Here is a 15,666-nt window from a genome sequence, read left to right as displayed (position 1 = left end):
CCGTCGTGAAGATCGCCCTCGACCCCTACATGATCCGGAACGTACCGCTGCTCGAACTCCCCGCCGTGGTGGCCGAGTTGGGCTACGAGTGGATCGAGCTGTCACCCCGGGAGGACTTCATCCCGTTCTTCCGGCACCCCCGCGTGGACGACGCCGGCGTGCGCAGGTTCCGCAAGGCGCTGGACACGGCGGGCGTCGGCATCACCTCGCTGCTGCCGCTGTTCCGCTGGTCCGGCCCGGACGAGGACGCCCGGCAGGCGGCCGTACGGTACTGGAAGCGCTCGATCCAGATCGCCGCGGACCTCGGCGTGGACAGCATGATCTCGGAGTTCAACGGCCGGCCCGAGGACTCCGAACGCAGCGAGGCGCAGTTCTGGAAGTCGCTGGACGAGCTGCTGCCGGTGTTCGAGCGGGAGGGCATCCGCCTCACGCTGGAACCGCATCCGGACGACTTCATCGAGAACGGCCACGACGCCGTCAACCTGATCCGCGGGATCAACCACCCCAGCGTCGGCTTCCTGTACTGCGCTCCGCACACCTTCCACATCGGCAACGACGCCCCGGGGATCATCGAGTACGCCGGCGACCTGCTGACGCATGTACACCTGGCCGACGCCTTCGACCACACCGCGTCCTCCGGAAACCGGTACATCCTCAACCCGCCGGGCACGACGGCCCGTATCCACCAGCACCTCGACATCGGCGAGGGCGAGGTCGACTTCGACGAGCTCTTCCGCGCGCTGCGGGCGAACGGCTTCGACGGAACCCTCACCGCCTGCGTCTTCGCCTGGGAGGAGCGGGCCAAGGAGTCCTCGGTGTTCATGCGTCAGAAGATCGCCGAGTACCTCTCAGCCGGGCAGTAACCACCCCCTGTACCGACTTACGGACAAGGGCCTCGCCCCGGCAGTTTTTAAAGCGCTTTAAGTCCTGTGTTCCCACCTCGTCGAAAGGAAACCGGCGTGACGCCGTTGGAAGTGCTGACCATGGGTCGCGTGGGGGTGGACGTCTACCCGCTCCAGACGGGCGTCGGACTTGCGGAGGTCACTTCGTTCGGCAAGTACCTCGGTGGCAGCCCGACCAATGTCGCCGTCGCCGCCGCCCGCTACGGGCGCTCGTCGGCGGTGATCACCAAGACCGGGCGGGACCCGTTCGGCGCGTTCGTGCGCACGGCCCTGGCCGGCTACGGCGTCGACTCACGCTACGTCGGCACCTCGGACATCGCGCCGACGCCGGTGACGTTCTGCGAGATCTTCCCACCGGACGACTTCCCGCTCTACTTCTACCGCCTGCCCAAGGCTCCCGACCTGGACATCGAGCCGGGCGAGCTGGACCTGGACGCGGTGCGGGACGCACGGATCCTCTGGGTCACCGGAACCGGGCTGAGCGAGGAGCCGAGCCGTTCGGCCACGCTCGCCGCGCTCGCGCACCGGGCCCGGACGGGCACCACGGTATTCGACCTGGACTGGCGGCCGATGTTCTGGGCCGACCCCGACCGGGCGCGAGGCCACTACGCGCAGGCGCTGCGGCATACGACGGTGGCCGTCGGCAACCTCGACGAGTGCGAGGTGGCGACCGGCGAGCGGGAGCCGTACGCGGCCGCGAAGGCGCTGCTGGCGGCCGGGGTCGAGCTGGCGGTGGTGAAGCAGGGCCCCAAGGGTGTCCTGGCCATGGACCGGGACGGTTCGGCCGTCGAGATCCCTCCGGTGCCGGTGGAGGTCGTCAACGGCCTCGGGGCCGGTGACGCGTTCGGCGGGGCGCTGTGCCACGGGCTGCTGTCCGGCTGGGACACCCGGCGCACGGTCGCCTTCGCCAATGCCGCCGGCGCGATCGTCGCGGGCCGACTGGCCTGTTCCGAGGCGATGCCGACCGAGGCCGAGGTCGAGACCAAGCTGCGCGAGGCGTTGCTCGCCTCCCCTTCCACCGAACGAAAGGCGTGACGACGTGCTGTCCGACAATGTGAGCCGGATCGTGGCCGCCCGGGTGGGCGACCCCGGCGCCGTCGCGGCCGCCGCCGCGCGCCGGGTGAAGGCCACCTCGCCGCTGGGCGAGCACGGCAGAGCCATGATCGTCGCGGCGGACCATCCGGCGCGTGGCGCCAATGGCGTAGGCGGCGACCCCCACGCCATGGCCGACCGCTTCGAGCTGCTGGACCGCCTGTGCACCGCCCTGGAGCGGCCCGGTGTGACGGGTGTGCTGGCCACCGCGGACATCCTCGAGGACCTGCTGCTTCTCGGTGTTCTGGACGGCAAGAGCGTCTTCGGGTCGATGAACCGGGCGGGGATCGCGGGTTCGGTCTTCGAGATCGACGACCGTTTCACCGGCTACGACGCCGAGACCATCGCCGCGATGGGCTTCGACGGCGGCAAGATGCTCACCCGTATCGCCCTGGACGACCCGGCGACACCGTCCGCCCTGTCCGAGACGGCACGCGCCGTCAACGAACTGAACGACCGTCAGCTCATCGCCATGGTGGAGCCGTTCCTCTCCGCCTGGCAGGACGGCCGGGTCCGCAACGACCTCTCCACCGACGCCGTCGTCACGTCGGTCACCATCGCCTCGGGCCTGGGCCGGCGCACCGCCTACACCTGGCTCAAGCTGCCGGTCGTCGAGGACATGGAACGCGTCCTGGCCTCCTCCACGCTGCCGGCACTGCTGCTGGGCGGCGAGGTCAAGGACGCCGACGCGGCCTTCGCCTCCTGGGGCAGGGCCCTCAAGCAGCCGACCGCGCAGGGCCTGGTCGTCGGCCGCTCGCTGCTCTACCCGTCGAACGACGACGTCGCCGGCGCGGTGGACAAGGCGGTGAGCCTGCTGTGAGCGACACGGGCAAGTACCACCTGCCGAAGGGGACTTCGGCCCACGGACCCTACGACCTCCTGGTCACGCCCGAGTCGGCGGGCTGGGGATGCTCCGGCCTCAGGATCCTGAACCTGGGACCGGGTGAGGCGCACTCCCTGTCCACGCAGGACTCCGAGTTCCTGGTCCTGCCGCTGACGGGCTCCTGCACCGTCACCACGGACGGCAGGGCCTTCGAACTCGAAGGCAGGACAGGGGTGTTCGCCTCGGTCACCGACTTCGCGTACCTCCCGCGCGCGTCGGAGGCCCTGATCAGCAGCGCGCGGGGAGGCCGGTTCGCGCTGCCCTCAGCCCGTACCGGGCGGGGCGGTCCGCCCGCCCGGTACGGGCGCAAGGAGGACGTGCCGGTCGAGCTGCGCGGCGCGGGCGCGTGCTCACGGCAGGTCAACAACTACTGCCTGCCCGGCACGTTCGAGGCCGAGCAGCTGCTGGTGTGCGAGGTCCTCACGCCGGGCGGCAACTGGTCCTCGTATCCGCCGCACAAGCACGACGAGGCGCGGCCCGGAGAAGAGTCGGAGCTGGAGGAGATCTACTACTTCGAGGTCTCGGGCGAGGGCGGCTTCGGCTACCAGCGGGTCTACGGCACCGCGGAGCGGCCGATCGACGTGCTCGCCGAAGTGCGCTCCGGCGACACGGTACTGATCCCGCACGGCTGGCACGGACCCTCGATCGCCGCGCCCGGCTACGACCTCTACTACCTCAACGTCATGGCCGGCCCCGGCCAGGACCGCGCCTGGCTGATCTGCGACGACCCCGCCCACGGGTGGGTGCGCGCCACCTGGGCCGCACAGGACATCGACGACCGGCTTCCCTTCGAAGGACCCACCGAGCAATGAACACCGTCCGACTCACCACCGCCCAGGCCCTCGTGCGCTTCCTGGCGAACCAGTACAGCGAGCGCGACGGCCGGGAGCAGCGGCTCGTCCCCGGGATGTGGGGGATCTTCGGGCACGGCAACGTGGCCGGGATCGGGCAGGCGCTCCTCCAGGCCGCCACCACCGGCGAGGCCGATCTCCCCTACTACCTGGCCCGCAACGAGCAGGGCATGGTGCACGCGTCGGTGGCGTACGCCAAGATGCGCGACCGGCTGGCGACCTTCGCCTGCACGGCGTCCACCGGGCCCGGCTCCACCAACATGATCACGGGTGCGGCGCTGGCCACCACCAACCGGATCCCGGTGCTGCTGCTGCCGTCCGACATGTTCGCCACCCGGGCCGCCGACCCGGTGCTCCAGCAGCTGGAGGACACCAGGGGCGGGGACGTCACCGTCAACGACGCCTTTCGCGCCGTGTCGAAGTACTTCGACCGCGTCTCCCGGCCCGAGCAGCTGATCCCGGCTGCGCTGGCCGCCATGCGGGTGCTGACCGACCCGGTCGAGACGGGTGCCGTGACCCTGGCGCTGCCGCAGGACGTGCAGGCGGAAGGCTTCGACTGGCCGGTCGCGTTCTTCCGGCGCCGGGTGTGGCACATCGGCCGCCCGGTGCCCGAGCCCGCCGCGGTGGAACGGGCCGCACGGCTGCTGCGCGGTGCGAAGAGGCCGCTGATCGTGGCGGGCGGCGGTGCGGTGTACTCCGGTGCCGAGACCGCGCTGCGTGCCTTCGCCGAGGGCACCGGCATCCCGGTCGCGGACACCCACGCGGGCAAGGGCGCGGTGCCGTGGGACCACCCCTGCGCGGTCGGCGGCATCGGTTCGACGGGATCGTACGCGGCGAACCAGGTCGCGAAGGAGGCCGATGTCGTCCTCGGCATCGGCACCCGCTACTCCGACTTCACCACCGCCAGCCACACGGTCTTCGGCAACCCGGACGTCACGTTCGTCAACCTCAACGTGGCCCGCCTGGACGCCGTCAAGCACTCGGCCGAGCCGCTGGTCGCCGATGCCCGCCTGGGCGTCCAGGCTCTTGCCGGGGCGCTGACGGACTGGGAGGTCGACCCGGCGTATCGGGCGCACACACGTCGGCTCATCTCCCGCACGAGAGCGATGGAGGAGGAGTGCTTCGACGTCGGCCATGGCCCGCTGCCCGCCCAGACGGAGATCCTCGGCGCGCTGAACGACGTCCTGGACGACCGCGCCGTCGTCATCAACGCGGCCGGCTCCATGCCCGGTGACCTCCAGCAGCTGTGGCGGGCCCGCGATCCCAAGGCCTATCACGTGGAGTACGCGTACTCCTGCATGGGTTACGAGGTCGCCGCAGGCGTCGGGGCGAAGATGGCCGACCCGTCGCGCGAGGTGGTCGTCCTGGTCGGCGACGGCTCGTATCTGATGATGGCCCAGGAGATCGTGACCATGGTCTCCGAGGGTCTGAAGGTCATCGTCGTCCTTGTCCAGAACCATGGCTTCGCCTCCATCGGCGCCCTGTCGGAGTCGCTCGGCTCGCAGCGCTTCGGCACCAAGTACCGCTTCCGGGACGGCGATTCGGGCCGGCTCGACGGCGCTGTCCTGCCCGTCGACCTCGCCGCCAACGCCTCCTCGCTCGGCGCGGACGTCCTGCACGCCACCACCGTCGACGAGTTCCGGGTCGCGATGGAGAAGGCCAAGGCGTCCGGCCGCACCACCGTCGTCCACGTCGAGACCGACCTCCACGGCCCCAACCCGCCCGCACACGGCTGGTGGGACGTCCCGGTCAGCCAGACCTCCGCCCTGGACTCCACCCGCGCCGCCCACGACACCTACGCCGCCCACAAGCGCGCGCAGCGGCACTACCTCTGAGAAGGAACCCTCACGTGACTACCATCCCCCACTGGATCAACGGTTCACCGGTCCCGGGCGCGGACAGCGCGCCGGTGTTCAACCCGGCCACCGGTCAGGAGCGGGCCCGGGTCGTCCTGGGCGACGCCGCCGACGTGGACGCCGCCGTGACCGCCGCCGCGACGGCCTTCGAGTCCTGGTCGGAGTCCTCGCTCTCCCGACGCACCCAGGTGATGTTCGCCTTCCGGCAGCTCCTCGTCGAGCACGAGGAGGAGCTCGCCCGGATCATCTCCGCCGAGCACGGCAAGACCGTCGACGACGCACGCGGCGAGATCACCCGCGGCCGGGAGGTGGTGGAGTTCGCCTGTGGCCTCGGCGACGTGCTGAAGGGGTCCTTCTCGGACCAGGTGTCGCGCGGTGTCGACGTGCACGACTTCCGTCAGCCGCTCGGTGTCGTGGCCGGCATCACGCCGTTCAACTTCCCCGCCATGGTGCCGCTCTGGATGCACCCGATCGCCATCGCGACCGGCAACACCTTCGTCCTGAAGCCGAGTGAGCGCGACCCGTCCGCCGCGAACTTCGTCGCCGAGCTGTACCGGAGGGCCGGGCTGCCGGACGGCGTGTTCAACGTCGTCCACGGCGGCAAGCCCGCCGTCGACGCCCTCCTCACCCACCCGGGTATCGAAGCCGTCTCCTTCGTCGGGTCGACCCCGATCGCCAAGTACGTGCACGAACAGGCCACCGCGCACGGCAAGCGCGTCCAGGCGCTCGGCGGCGCGAAGAACCACGCCGTCGTCCTGCCCGACGCCGACCTGGAGTTCGCCGCCGACCACATCACTGCCGGGGCGTACGGCTCGGCCGGCGAGCGCTGCATGGCCGTGTCGGTGGCCGTCGCGGTCGGCGAGGCGGCCGACGCCCTGGTCGAGGTGCTGGCGCGCAAGGCCCGCGAGGTGCGGGTCGGACCCGGTGACGCCCCCGGCGTGGAGATGGGCCCGCTGGTCACCGAGGCCGCCCGGGAACGCGTCGAGAACGCCGTGGGCGCCGCCGCCTCCCAGGGCGCCACCGTCGTCGTCGACGGACGCGGGCTGAAGGTCGACGATCACCCCGAGTGCGCGGCGGGCTTCTTCATCGGCCCCTCCCTCCTCGACCATGTGACGGCCGAGATGGACGCCTACCGGGAGGAACTGTTCGGCCCGGTTCTCGCCGTCGTCCGCGCCGAGTCGCTCGACGAGGCGATCGCGCTGATCAACGCCAACCCGTACGGCAACGGAACGGCCCTGTTCACCGCCTCGGGCGAGGCCGCTCGCCGGTTCCGGCGAGGCGTCAAGGTCGGGATGATCGGCATCAACGTGCCGGTGCCCGTGCCGATGTCCTACTACTCCTTCGGCGGCTGGAAGGACTCGCTCATCGGCGACTCCCCCGTCCACGGTCCCGACGGCGTCCGCTTCTACACCCGGCCCAAGGTCGTCACCACCCGCTGGCCGCAGCCCGCCCAGCAGCGGACGGCCGCCGGTTTCGACTTCCCCACCTCCAACTGACACCCCCGCGTGTCCCTGTGAAAGGCACCCCCATGACCACGTCCGGCAAGCCCCTTTCCGTCGCGGTGATCGGAGCCGGTATGGCCGGCCGCAGTCACGCCGCCGGCTACCGCAACGTCAACACGGTCTTCGGCGCCGGTCTGCCGCCCGTCCGGCTGGCCGCGATAGCCGACGCCAACCTCGCTCTGGGCGAGGACGCCGCCCGGCGGTACGGCTTCGAGAAGGCGCTCCCGAGCTGGGAGGCGGTCGTCGAGGACCCGACGATCGACGCGGTGAGCATCGTCGTGGGCAATGCGCTGCACCGGCCGATCGCCGAGGCGCTGATCGCCGCCGGCAAGCATGTGCTGTGCGAGAAGCCGCTGGCCGGCTCGCTCGAGGACGCCCGTGCGATGGCGGCGTCGGAGCGGGGCGCCGAGGTCGTGACCGCCGTCGGGTACACCTTCCGGCGTTCCCCCGGCATCGCCGCGATCCGCGAGCACGTCCGGCGCGGCGAGCTGGGCGATCTCACCCTGTTCAGCGGCCGCTACTGGTGCGACTACGCGACCGACCCGAGCGGGCCGCTGAGCTGGCGGTTCAAGGGGAACCCCGGTTCCGGGGCGCTCGGGGACGTCGGCTCGCACGTCATCGACGCCGCCGAGTACGTCGCCGGGCCCATCGCCACGGTCTCCGGTGCCTCGCTGTCGACCCAGATCCCCAAGCGGCCGCTGCCGCTGGGCGCGGTCGTCGGGCACCACGCGGCCCCGGTCTCCGACGAGTTCGGCGAGGTCGAGAACGAGGACACCGCGTCCTTCACCGCCCGGTTCGAGTCGGGTCTGGTCGGCACGTTCTCGGTGACGCGCACCGGTTTCGGCCTGCCCAACGGGCTCGCCTTCGACGTCCTGGGGGTCGGCGGCCGGGCCGCGTTCGACCAGCACCGGCCCGCCGAGTACCTCTTCGACGACGCCCAGCCCGACGCCCGTACCCGTGGCGCCCGCCAGATCATCGCCGGCCCGCAGATGCCGTACTTCGCGGGCGGGGTCCCGATGGAGGCGCCGGGTGTGGGCGCCAGCAACGCCGACAACTTCACCTACCAGGCGCGGGCCTTCCTCGACCAGGTCGCGGGTGTCGCCGAGCCGCTGCCGGCCTGCGCCACGTTCGCCGACGCGCTGCGGACCATGGAGATCATCCAGGCCGTCGTCGAGTCCTCCCGCACCGGTGGCGCCGCCGTCACCGTTCCGCCCCTCGCCTGACCTCCCGCACCGTACAGAAGGAAGAGGAAGAAGACCCATGGCTCTCAAGCTCGGCGCCTACACCGCCTGTCTGCACGACCGGCCCCTCGACGAGGCGCTCGACATCCTCAAGGAGAACGGTCTGACCTCGGTGGAGGTCAACACCGGCGGGTTCATCCCCTCCCCGCACTGCCCGGTCGACCTGCTCCTGTCCTCGGCCCGCGCCCGCGAGGAGTACCTGGCGGCCTTCGCCGACCGGGGCATGGAGCTGACCGGCCTCAACTGCAACGGCAACCCGCTCAACCCGCTGCCCGGCGTCGGGCCCAAGCACGCCGACGACCTGCGCCGCACCATCCGCCTCGCCGGTCTGCTCGGGGTGCGGCACGTCGTGACGATGTCCGGCACGCCGGGCTCCGACCCCGACGCCAAGTACCCCTCCTGGGTCGTCAACCCGTGGGACGGCGTCTACCTGGACGTCCTGGACTACCAGTGGGGCGTCGCCGTCCCGTTCTGGCAGGAGATCGACGCCCTCGCCCGGGCCAACGACGTCCGGGTCGCCATCGAGATGCACCCGCACAACCTGGTGTTCTCCCCGGTCACCCTGAAGCGGCTGGTGGACGAGGGAGGTCTGACGAACGTCGGCGCGGAGATGGACCCGTCCCACCTGATGTGGCAGGGCATGGACGTCGTCGCCTCCATCAAGTGGCTGGGCCCGCTGGTGTTCCACGCCGCCGCGAAGGACGCCACGCTCTGCCCGGGCGCCGACATCCGCGGTGTGCTCGACACGTCGTTCACGCGTGTGCCCGCCGACGCGGAGGGCAAGGTGCCCACCGGGTACGGATTCTGGTGCAACGCGTGGCCGGAGAACCCGGCCTGGAAGTTCGTCGCCGTGGGTCTCGGCAACGACGTCCCCTTCTGGACCGGGTTCCTGCGCGCCCTCGCCGAGATCGACCCGGACATGGCCGTGAACATCGAGCACGAGGACGCCGCCTACTCACAGACCGAGGGACTCGCCCTGGCGGCCAAGAACCTGCACAGCGCGGCGTCCGCGGTCTGATCCCCCCTCCCCCCCCCGCGGCCCCGTACCCCGCCTTCCGGGTACGGGGCCGCCCGGCTGCTAGCCGCGGTCGCGTTGGTTGACGCGGGCCAGCAGCAGGTTCGGGTCGGGCTGCTTGAAGTACGCCGCGCTGGGGACGTAGGCGGTCCGGCCGCGTACCGCCACCGAGGTGGGGTTGGACAGCCCGTCCTTTCGGGTGAGGACGATGCGGTGGGTACCGTCCGGGCGGACCTGGGCGATCTCGCTGCCGCCGATCAGGGCGGCGAGAACCGTGTCGCGGTGCCGGTCCACGAACGCGAAGTCGTCGATCGCGAGCAGGCCCGTCGCCCGGGTCTCGATCGCGCCGGCGCAGCCGCTCTCCCGCACGGGGATGCGCAGCAGCGTGCCCGCGTTGGTGTTGGACACCCACACGGCGTCGCGGTGGACCTTGAGGCCGTTGACTCCGACGCGGGCTGCGGGCGGTGCGTTGAGGGGCTTGAACAGCGCTCCCTCGGCCCACGCCGTGGGCTTGCCGCCCGAGCGCGGGACGCGCCAGACGGTGCCCAGCACCGAGTCCGCGACGTAGAACACGCCCCGGCGCTCGTCGAGGGCGAGGCCGTTGGGGAACCCGTTCGGCGGCAGCTGTGCGATCTGCCGGGGCTTGCCGCCGCCGGAGGGGATGCGCCAGATGCCGGTCGCGCGGGTGCCGGTGGCGTAGTTGACGTACAGGGTGCCGTCCTGTGCGCGGACGATGCCGAGGACGACGGCCCTGCCGACGACGGGTGTCTGCGGGTTCGTCACGGCGGGCAGGGTCGCGAGGAGCCGCGTCCTGCCCTGCCGGGTGACGTTGACGACCTGCCGGGCGGTGGAGAACGTCAGGTCGGCGGAGCCGTCGGGTTCGAGGGCGATGTTCTCCGGTGACTGGCCCTTGGCGAGGTCGAAGTGGACGACGACGCGCGGAGCGGAGACCGCCGGCTCGTCCGAGACGGCGGGGGCCGTGGCGAGCAGGCCGAGGGCTAGGGCGGCGGAGGTGACGCCCGCCGAACGGGGGACTCGGGGCATGTGACCTACCTTGCGGGGTAGCCGGGAACGCCGCCGTGCGGCGGCCAGACGACCATGGCGGTGGGCCGGCGGCGGCCGCCGCAGTCGTGGCCGAGGGATCGCCCGCGTGGCCCAGGGCATCGACCCGCCTGCCGCTCACCCGGGTGACCCGGCCATGCAGCAGACTGTGCGGTGCGGACAGCGGTCCCGACAGCCGTCCCGACGGCGACCCGCCCGGACGGACACTCACCCAGAAGGAAGCACAGCGTGATCATCTTCGGCACCAAGGGATACCTCTACCAGCTGGCGATACTGACGCTCGTGTGCGGCCGTTGCGGCAACCCCGCCGCGCACACGCTGCGCAAGCGGGTCACGAAGTTCACGCTGTTCTTCGTGCCGCTGTTCCCGATCTCGACGAGTCACTCGACGCAGTGCACGTTCTGCGGTGCCGAGCAGAAGCTGACCAAGGAGCAGGCGGAGCAGTTGACGGCGCAGGCCGCGGGCGGCGTCGACGGCCAGGCGTACGGGCAGCCGCACCAGCAGCCGCACCAGCACTGACGGCCTCCCGGCGGCTCAGCGGGTGAGTCCCGCCCTCGCGCAGGCGGTCAGGAGCTCACGGGTGCAGATCTGCCCCGTCGTGTACAGGCCGCCCTTGACCAGGGTCCGCTCGATGTCACGGGCCGTCACCGGACGCGGCTGGAGCAGGACGGCCGGGATGCGCTTCGTGGTGGGGCTGTCGACGGTCGTGGTGGCGCTGTCCCGGGGGTCCTCGCCCCGGCCGACGGCGACGGCCATGGCGGCGACCGCGGCGGCCTCCTTCGCGAACGGCTTGTAGACCGTCATGTACTGCTCGCCCTTGACGACGCGCCGCACCGCGTCGAGGTCGGCGTCCTGGCCGGTGACGGGCGGGAGGTCGGTGACGCCGGCGCTCTTGAGCGCGGCGACGACGCCCGCGGCGATGTTGTCGTTGGCCGCGAGGACTGCGTCGATCCGGTCCGGACCGAGGGCCGCGATGGCGGCGTTCATGTTGGTGTGGGCGTTCTGGGTGCTCCAGTCCGGGGTGTTGTAGGACCGGGCGATCCGCACCTCGCCGGTGAGGACGGACAGCGCGCCCTTCCGGTACGACTCCGCGTTCGGGCTGGTCGGATCGCCGTTCATCATGACGACGTTGTCGCTCCCGGCCCTCTGCCCCGCTTTCAGTCCCAGAGCCTTCAGGAGCGCCTCGCCCTGGAGTCTGCCGACCATGAGGCCGTCGAAGCCGACGTAGCCGGTGATCGGGCCCTCGGCGAGGCGGTCGTAGGCGATCACCGGGACACCCGCCCGGTCCGCTTCCTGGATGGAGGAGCGCAGCGCCCGGGTGTCGGCGGCGTCGAGGATCAGGACCCGGGCCCCCTTGGTGATCATGGAGATCATCTGCTGCCGCTGTCGGGTGACGTCGTTCTCGGCGTTGGCGTATTCCGTCCGGCAGCCGGGGCAGAGCTTCCTCACCTGCGCCTCGATCAGCGGTCGGTCCGCGTGTTCCCAGCGCGGGACCATGCGGCTCGGCAGCAGCAGGCCGACGGTGAAGCCTTCGCCGGCCGCCTTCTCGTCCCCTCCGCAGGCGGCCAGGGGCATCGTCAGGAGCGCCGCGGCGAGCACCGCGACGACGGCCCTGCGGCGCGTCCTCACGGCACTCCCTCCGGCACGACGATCTCGCTCCACACCTGTTTGCCGCCGGCCACCGGGACCGACCCGAAGGCGTCCGACATCGCCTCGACCAGCAGCAGGCCCCGGCCGCCGGTCGCCTCCCAGTCGACGATCACCGGTTTGGCGGGCGCGCGCGGCGAGGAGTCGCTCACGGAGACGCGCACCCGGTCCCCGCGCAGCACCAGGTCGAGCCGGACCGGCCCCTGGGTGTGCACCAGGGCGTTGGTGACGAGTTCGGAGACGACCAGCAGCACCGCGTCGGCCGCCTCCTGGACCTTCCAGCGGCGCAGGGTGCGTGCGGTGAAGCGGCGGGCGTGCATGACGGCGTCCGGCAGCCGCCACACCATCCAGCCGGCCCGGATCGGCCGGGTCTTCATGCCGTCGTAGCGCAGCAGCAGCAGCGCCACGTCGTCCTCCCGGCGGCCGTCGTCGCCGAGGAGTTCGTCGGCCATCTTCCCCGGGTCGGCGGGGTCGGCCGCGGCGAGCGCGACGCGCGTCCTGCGCATGCCCTCGTCCAGGGGCAGGTCGGCGGCCTCGACCAGACCGTCGGTGACCAGGGCGAGGACCGTGCCGGGCGCCAGTTCGACGGCCGTCATGGGGAAGTCCGCCTCCGCCAGGATGCCGAGCGGGGGGCCGCCCGCCACCTCGACCTCCTCGGTGGAGCCGTCGGGAAGGCGCAGCATGGGTGCGAGGTGCCCGGCCCGGACGAAGAGGGCGTTGCCCTCCTCCAGGTCCAGTTCGGCGTAGCAGCAGGTGGCGAACAGGTCGGTCTCCATGCCGACGAGGAGCCGGTTGGCGTGCGAGACGACCACGTCGGGCGGGTGGCCCTCGATGGCGTAGGCGCGGACGGCCGTACGCATCTGGCCCATGATCGTCGCGGCGCCGGCGCTGTGTCCCTGGACGTCTCCGATGACCAGGGCCACCCGGTCCTCGGAGAGGGCGATGACGTCGTACCAGTCGCCGCCCACCTGGAGCCCGCGTCTGGCCGGCAGATAGCGGGCGACGGCGGTCCCGCCGGGCAGTTCGGGCAGGCGCCGGGGCAGCAGGCTGCGCTGGAGCATCGTCGCGAGTTCCTGCTCGGCGTCGTGCGCGTGGGCGCGCTTGAGGGCCTGGCCGACCAGGGCCGCGGTGGCGGTGAGCAGGGACCGTTCCTCGGGGACGAACTCGTGCGGCCGGTCCCAGCCGACCATGCACACCCCGGCGATCTGGCCCTTGGCGGGCAGCGGCAGCACGGCCAGTCCCCCGGCTCCGATGCCGACCAGGCCGGCTTCGAGGGCGGTGCCGGCGGGCCAGAGGTCCATCCGGCCGTCCCGCAGGGCCGCCTGGAGGGTGGGCAGGGCGCGCAGCGGTGCGTCGGGCCATTCCGTGCGCCACTCGGTGCGCCACACGTCCGGCCAGGCGCCGGGCTGGGGCGGGTCGAGGGCGGTGACCATGACCCGGTCGTCCTGGACCGCGGCGAGGGCCACGTGGTCGGCGGCCAGCGGCTCGCGCAGGGCGGCGACGACCACGCGGCCGACGTCGCGGACCGTCGCCGCGTCGTCGAGGGCGGCCGTCAGCCACTGGATCCTGGAGACGTCGTCGCCGCCGCGGCGCAGCACCGGGGTCGCCGTGACCACGCCCAGGACCTGTTGCGGCCCGTCGCCCGCGCCCGGCTCCGCCCGGCAGCTCAGGCTCAGCCAGCGCATCTCGCCGGTCGGGCCCCGGACCCGGAACTCCAGGTCCCGTCGGCCGAAGGCGTCGGTGGTCGGCTCCAGGACCGACATCAGGGCGTGCATGTCCTCCGGGAGGGCGTGCGCGAGCAGGGTGTCGACCTTGCCGTCGAAGTCGTCCGGTGTGATGCCGACCAGTTCGAGCAGGGTGTCGTCGGCCTCGATCAGGCCGGTGTCCGGGGAGAGGACGAAGGAGCCGACGCGCAGGCTGCGCAGGGCGGGGCCCAGCAGCGGTGTCGGGATCGGCGGGTCCGCGCCCGGCGGGAGGAGGGCTGCGACGGCGTCGGCGTACCGCTCCAGGAAGCGGCGCTGCTCGACCTCGAAGCCGTCCGGGGAGGCCCCCAGGACGAGGAGGCAGCCCAGCCGGCTGCCCTGGATGCCGAGGGGCAGCGCACCGAGCGGGGTCTCGGCGGTCAGCCACAGGGGGTGGTGGGTGCGGAAGGCACGCGCCGCGGGCGAGTCACCGGACAGCGGCAGGCGCTCCGGCGGTGCCGGCCCGGAAGGGACGCTTCCGGACGTGTCCACCAGCTGAAGCTCGCGCGTGCCGACCTCCGGCGCGTAGACCGCCGCCAGTGTCGCTCCGGCGAAGGTCAGGGCCCGGTCGAGGCATGTCCGCAACGTACCTCCCATCCTGCCGCAGGTGCCGACAGGTTGAGATCGGGGCACCCACCCACCAGAATCGCATATAAGGATCAACCGAACATATCCACCGCTATCCACCCTATTGTCGTCTACGGCAGGTATCACCCATGAAGGCCTGCATCAGGGACACAGCAGCCGCGGTGACCGCGGTCTCCACCGCGGTCGTCCTGACGGCCTGTGGGGCGGACACCCCCGACGAACCGGGCCGGGGCGGCGGGCCGCGCATCGGTCTACTGCTGCCGGACGTCACCACGCCCCGCTGGGAGACCCAGGACAGGCCACTGCTGGAGAAGAAGATCGACGAACTGTGCCCCGACTGCGCGGTCGAACACGCCAACGCCAAGGGCGATGTGGCCCTCCAGCAGGAACAGATGGACTCGATGATCACCAAGGGGGTCGACGCCATCGTGCTCGTGGCCGTGGACTCCCGCTCGCTCGGCCCGGCGGTCACCAAGGCCCAGAAGGCGGACATCCCCGTCATCTCCTACGACCGGCTCGCCGAGGGCCCCATCTCGGGTTACGTCTCCTTCGACGGCAAGGAGGTCGGCCGGCTCCAGGGCCGGGCGCTGCTGAAGGCGATGGGCGACAAGGTGCCCGGCGCCGAGATCGTCATGATGAACGGCGACCCCAGCGACCCGAACACGAAGTCGTTCCAGGACGGCGCCCTGTCCGTGCTCGACGGAAAGGTGAAGATCGGCAAGGCCTACGACACCCTCCAGTGGCGCAGAGAGGCCGCGCACATGAACATGTCCGGGGCCATCGCGGCCCTCGGTGTCGAGTCCATCGACGGGGTCTACGCGGCCAACGACGGCCTCGCCGCCGGGAGCATCTCCGCCCTCAAGGCGAACAAGGTCGACCCGCTGCCCCCGGTCACCGGGCAGGACGCCGAACTCTCGGCCCTGCGGCGCATCGTCGGCGGCGAACAGTACATGACCGTCTTCAAGCCGTTCGCGCCCGAGGCCGCCGCCGGCGGTGCCATGGCGGTCGCCGCGGCCCGCGGGGAGAGCCTCGGGCAGGTGGCCACGGCCGAGGTACCGACGAGCGGCGGGGAAGCGGTCGCCGCCGTGCTGCTCACCCCGGTGTCGGTGACCGTCGACAACATCGAGGACACGGTGGTGAAGGACGGCCTGCACACCGTCGGGCAGATCTGCACGCCCCAGCTCCGGGCCGCCTGCGACCGGGCCGGACTGACCTGACCCGCATCGAACGGACACCGTGTCGGCAGGACACGCGTCGACCTGACGCCGCCGGAGCCGACGCCCTC

At 71.8% G+C, this 15,666-nt stretch carries 13 protein-coding genes; 10 read left to right on the top strand and 3 right to left on the bottom strand.

Going from position 1 to position 15,666, the window contains the following annotated elements; all coding sequences use genetic code 11:
- Positions 1 to 5 precede the first annotated feature (5 nt).
- The 8 genes from OG933_RS37090 (at position 6) to OG933_RS37055 (ending at position 9,345) form a co-directional block, all read left to right on the top strand.
- Complete coding sequence (locus tag OG933_RS37090) at positions 6 to 863, top strand: sugar phosphate isomerase/epimerase (RefSeq protein ID WP_362528981.1); 858 nt, start codon at positions 6 to 8, stop codon at positions 861 to 863.
- Positions 864 to 983: 120 nt separating this feature from the next.
- A complete protein-coding gene (gene iolC, locus OG933_RS37085; protein ID WP_362529036.1) occupies positions 984 to 1,937 on the top strand; it encodes a 5-dehydro-2-deoxygluconokinase in 954 nt (317 codons plus the stop codon).
- Positions 1,938 to 1,941: 4 nt separating this feature from the next.
- Entirely contained in the window at positions 1,942 to 2,814 is an 873-nt protein-coding gene (locus tag OG933_RS37080) for an aldolase (protein ID WP_362528984.1), read from the top strand.
- Positions 2,811 to 3,689, top strand: a complete 879-nt coding sequence (gene iolB, locus OG933_RS37075) for a 5-deoxy-glucuronate isomerase (protein ID WP_405631263.1) — start codon at positions 2,811 to 2,813, stop codon at positions 3,687 to 3,689. The genes OG933_RS37080 and iolB overlap by 4 nt, the downstream gene beginning before the upstream one ends.
- Positions 3,686 to 5,563, top strand: a complete 1,878-nt coding sequence (iolD, locus tag OG933_RS37070) for a 3D-(3,5/4)-trihydroxycyclohexane-1,2-dione acylhydrolase (decyclizing) (protein WP_405631261.1) — start codon at positions 3,686 to 3,688, stop codon at positions 5,561 to 5,563. Before iolB ends, iolD begins: the two co-directional genes overlap by 4 nt.
- A 14-nt stretch (positions 5,564 to 5,577) precedes the next feature.
- Complete coding sequence (locus OG933_RS37065) at positions 5,578 to 7,080, top strand: CoA-acylating methylmalonate-semialdehyde dehydrogenase (protein ID WP_405631259.1); 1,503 nt, start codon at positions 5,578 to 5,580, stop codon at positions 7,078 to 7,080.
- A gap of 32 nt (positions 7,081 to 7,112) precedes the next feature.
- Positions 7,113 to 8,309 carry a Gfo/Idh/MocA family oxidoreductase gene (locus OG933_RS37060; protein ID WP_362528995.1) on the top strand — a complete coding sequence of 399 codons (1,197 nt, stop codon included), beginning with the start codon at positions 7,113 to 7,115 and terminating at the stop codon, positions 8,307 to 8,309.
- 37 nt (positions 8,310 to 8,346) lie between these two features.
- The gene (locus OG933_RS37055; protein WP_405631257.1) at positions 8,347 to 9,345 is read left to right on the top strand and encodes a sugar phosphate isomerase/epimerase family protein; all 999 of its coding nucleotides are present in this window, start codon (positions 8,347 to 8,349) and stop codon (positions 9,343 to 9,345) included.
- A gap of 60 nt (positions 9,346 to 9,405) precedes the next feature.
- Here OG933_RS37055 and OG933_RS37050 read toward each other — a convergent pair whose 3' ends face one another.
- Positions 9,406 to 10,386, bottom strand: coding sequence for an SMP-30/gluconolactonase/LRE family protein (locus OG933_RS37050; RefSeq protein ID WP_405631255.1), 981 nt, complete (start codon positions 10,384 to 10,386; stop codon positions 9,406 to 9,408).
- 246 nt (positions 10,387 to 10,632) lie between these two features.
- Between OG933_RS37050 and OG933_RS37045 the strand changes: the two genes are divergently transcribed.
- Positions 10,633 to 10,923, top strand: a complete 291-nt coding sequence (locus OG933_RS37045) for a zinc-ribbon domain-containing protein (protein ID WP_362529004.1) — start codon at positions 10,633 to 10,635, stop codon at positions 10,921 to 10,923.
- 15 nt (positions 10,924 to 10,938) lie between these two features.
- Here OG933_RS37045 and OG933_RS37040 read toward each other — a convergent pair whose 3' ends face one another.
- Together OG933_RS37040 and OG933_RS37035 are read right to left on the bottom strand one after the other, a co-directional pair.
- Positions 10,939 to 12,033, bottom strand: a complete 1,095-nt coding sequence (locus OG933_RS37040) for a substrate-binding domain-containing protein (protein WP_362529007.1) — start codon at positions 12,031 to 12,033, stop codon at positions 10,939 to 10,941.
- Entirely contained in the window at positions 12,030 to 14,390 is a 2,361-nt protein-coding gene (locus OG933_RS37035; RefSeq protein ID WP_405631252.1) for a SpoIIE family protein phosphatase, read from the bottom strand. Before OG933_RS37035 ends, OG933_RS37040 begins: the two co-directional genes overlap by 4 nt.
- A gap of 119 nt (positions 14,391 to 14,509) precedes the next feature.
- Here OG933_RS37035 and OG933_RS37030 point away from each other — a divergent pair, with 119 nt between their 5' ends.
- Positions 14,510 to 15,598: a substrate-binding domain-containing protein gene (locus OG933_RS37030; RefSeq protein WP_362529013.1), complete on the top strand. Its 1,089-nt coding sequence runs from the start codon at positions 14,510 to 14,512 to the stop codon at positions 15,596 to 15,598.
- The last annotated feature ends 68 nt before the right edge of the window (positions 15,599 to 15,666 follow it).

This window comes from Streptomyces sp. NBC_00016, from assembly GCF_045040885.1.
GTDB classification, from domain to species: Bacteria; Actinomycetota; Actinomycetes; order Streptomycetales; family Streptomycetaceae; genus Streptomyces; species Streptomyces coriariae.
Note: the sequence above shows the minus strand (reverse complement) of the source record. Positions and strands in the feature narration are given on the sequence as shown.

Coding starts and splice junctions, on each gene's coding strand:
- OG933_RS37060 (WP_362528995.1), top strand. CDS start 7,113: ATGACCACGTCCGGCAAGCCCCTTTCCGTCGCGGTGATCGGAGCCGGT.
- iolC (WP_362529036.1), top strand. CDS start 984: ATGGGTCGCGTGGGGGTGGACGTCTACCCGCTCCAGACGGGCGTCGGA.
- iolD (WP_405631261.1), top strand. CDS start 3,686: ATGAACACCGTCCGACTCACCACCGCCCAGGCCCTCGTGCGCTTCCTG.
- OG933_RS37035 (WP_405631252.1), bottom strand. CDS start 14,390: ATGGGAGGTACGTTGCGGACATGCCTCGACCGGGCCCTGACCTTCGCC.
- OG933_RS37055 (WP_405631257.1), top strand. CDS start 8,347: ATGGCTCTCAAGCTCGGCGCCTACACCGCCTGTCTGCACGACCGGCCC.
- OG933_RS37030 (WP_362529013.1), top strand. CDS start 14,510: ATGAAGGCCTGCATCAGGGACACAGCAGCCGCGGTGACCGCGGTCTCC.
- OG933_RS37050 (WP_405631255.1), bottom strand. CDS start 10,386: ATGCCCCGAGTCCCCCGTTCGGCGGGCGTCACCTCCGCCGCCCTAGCC.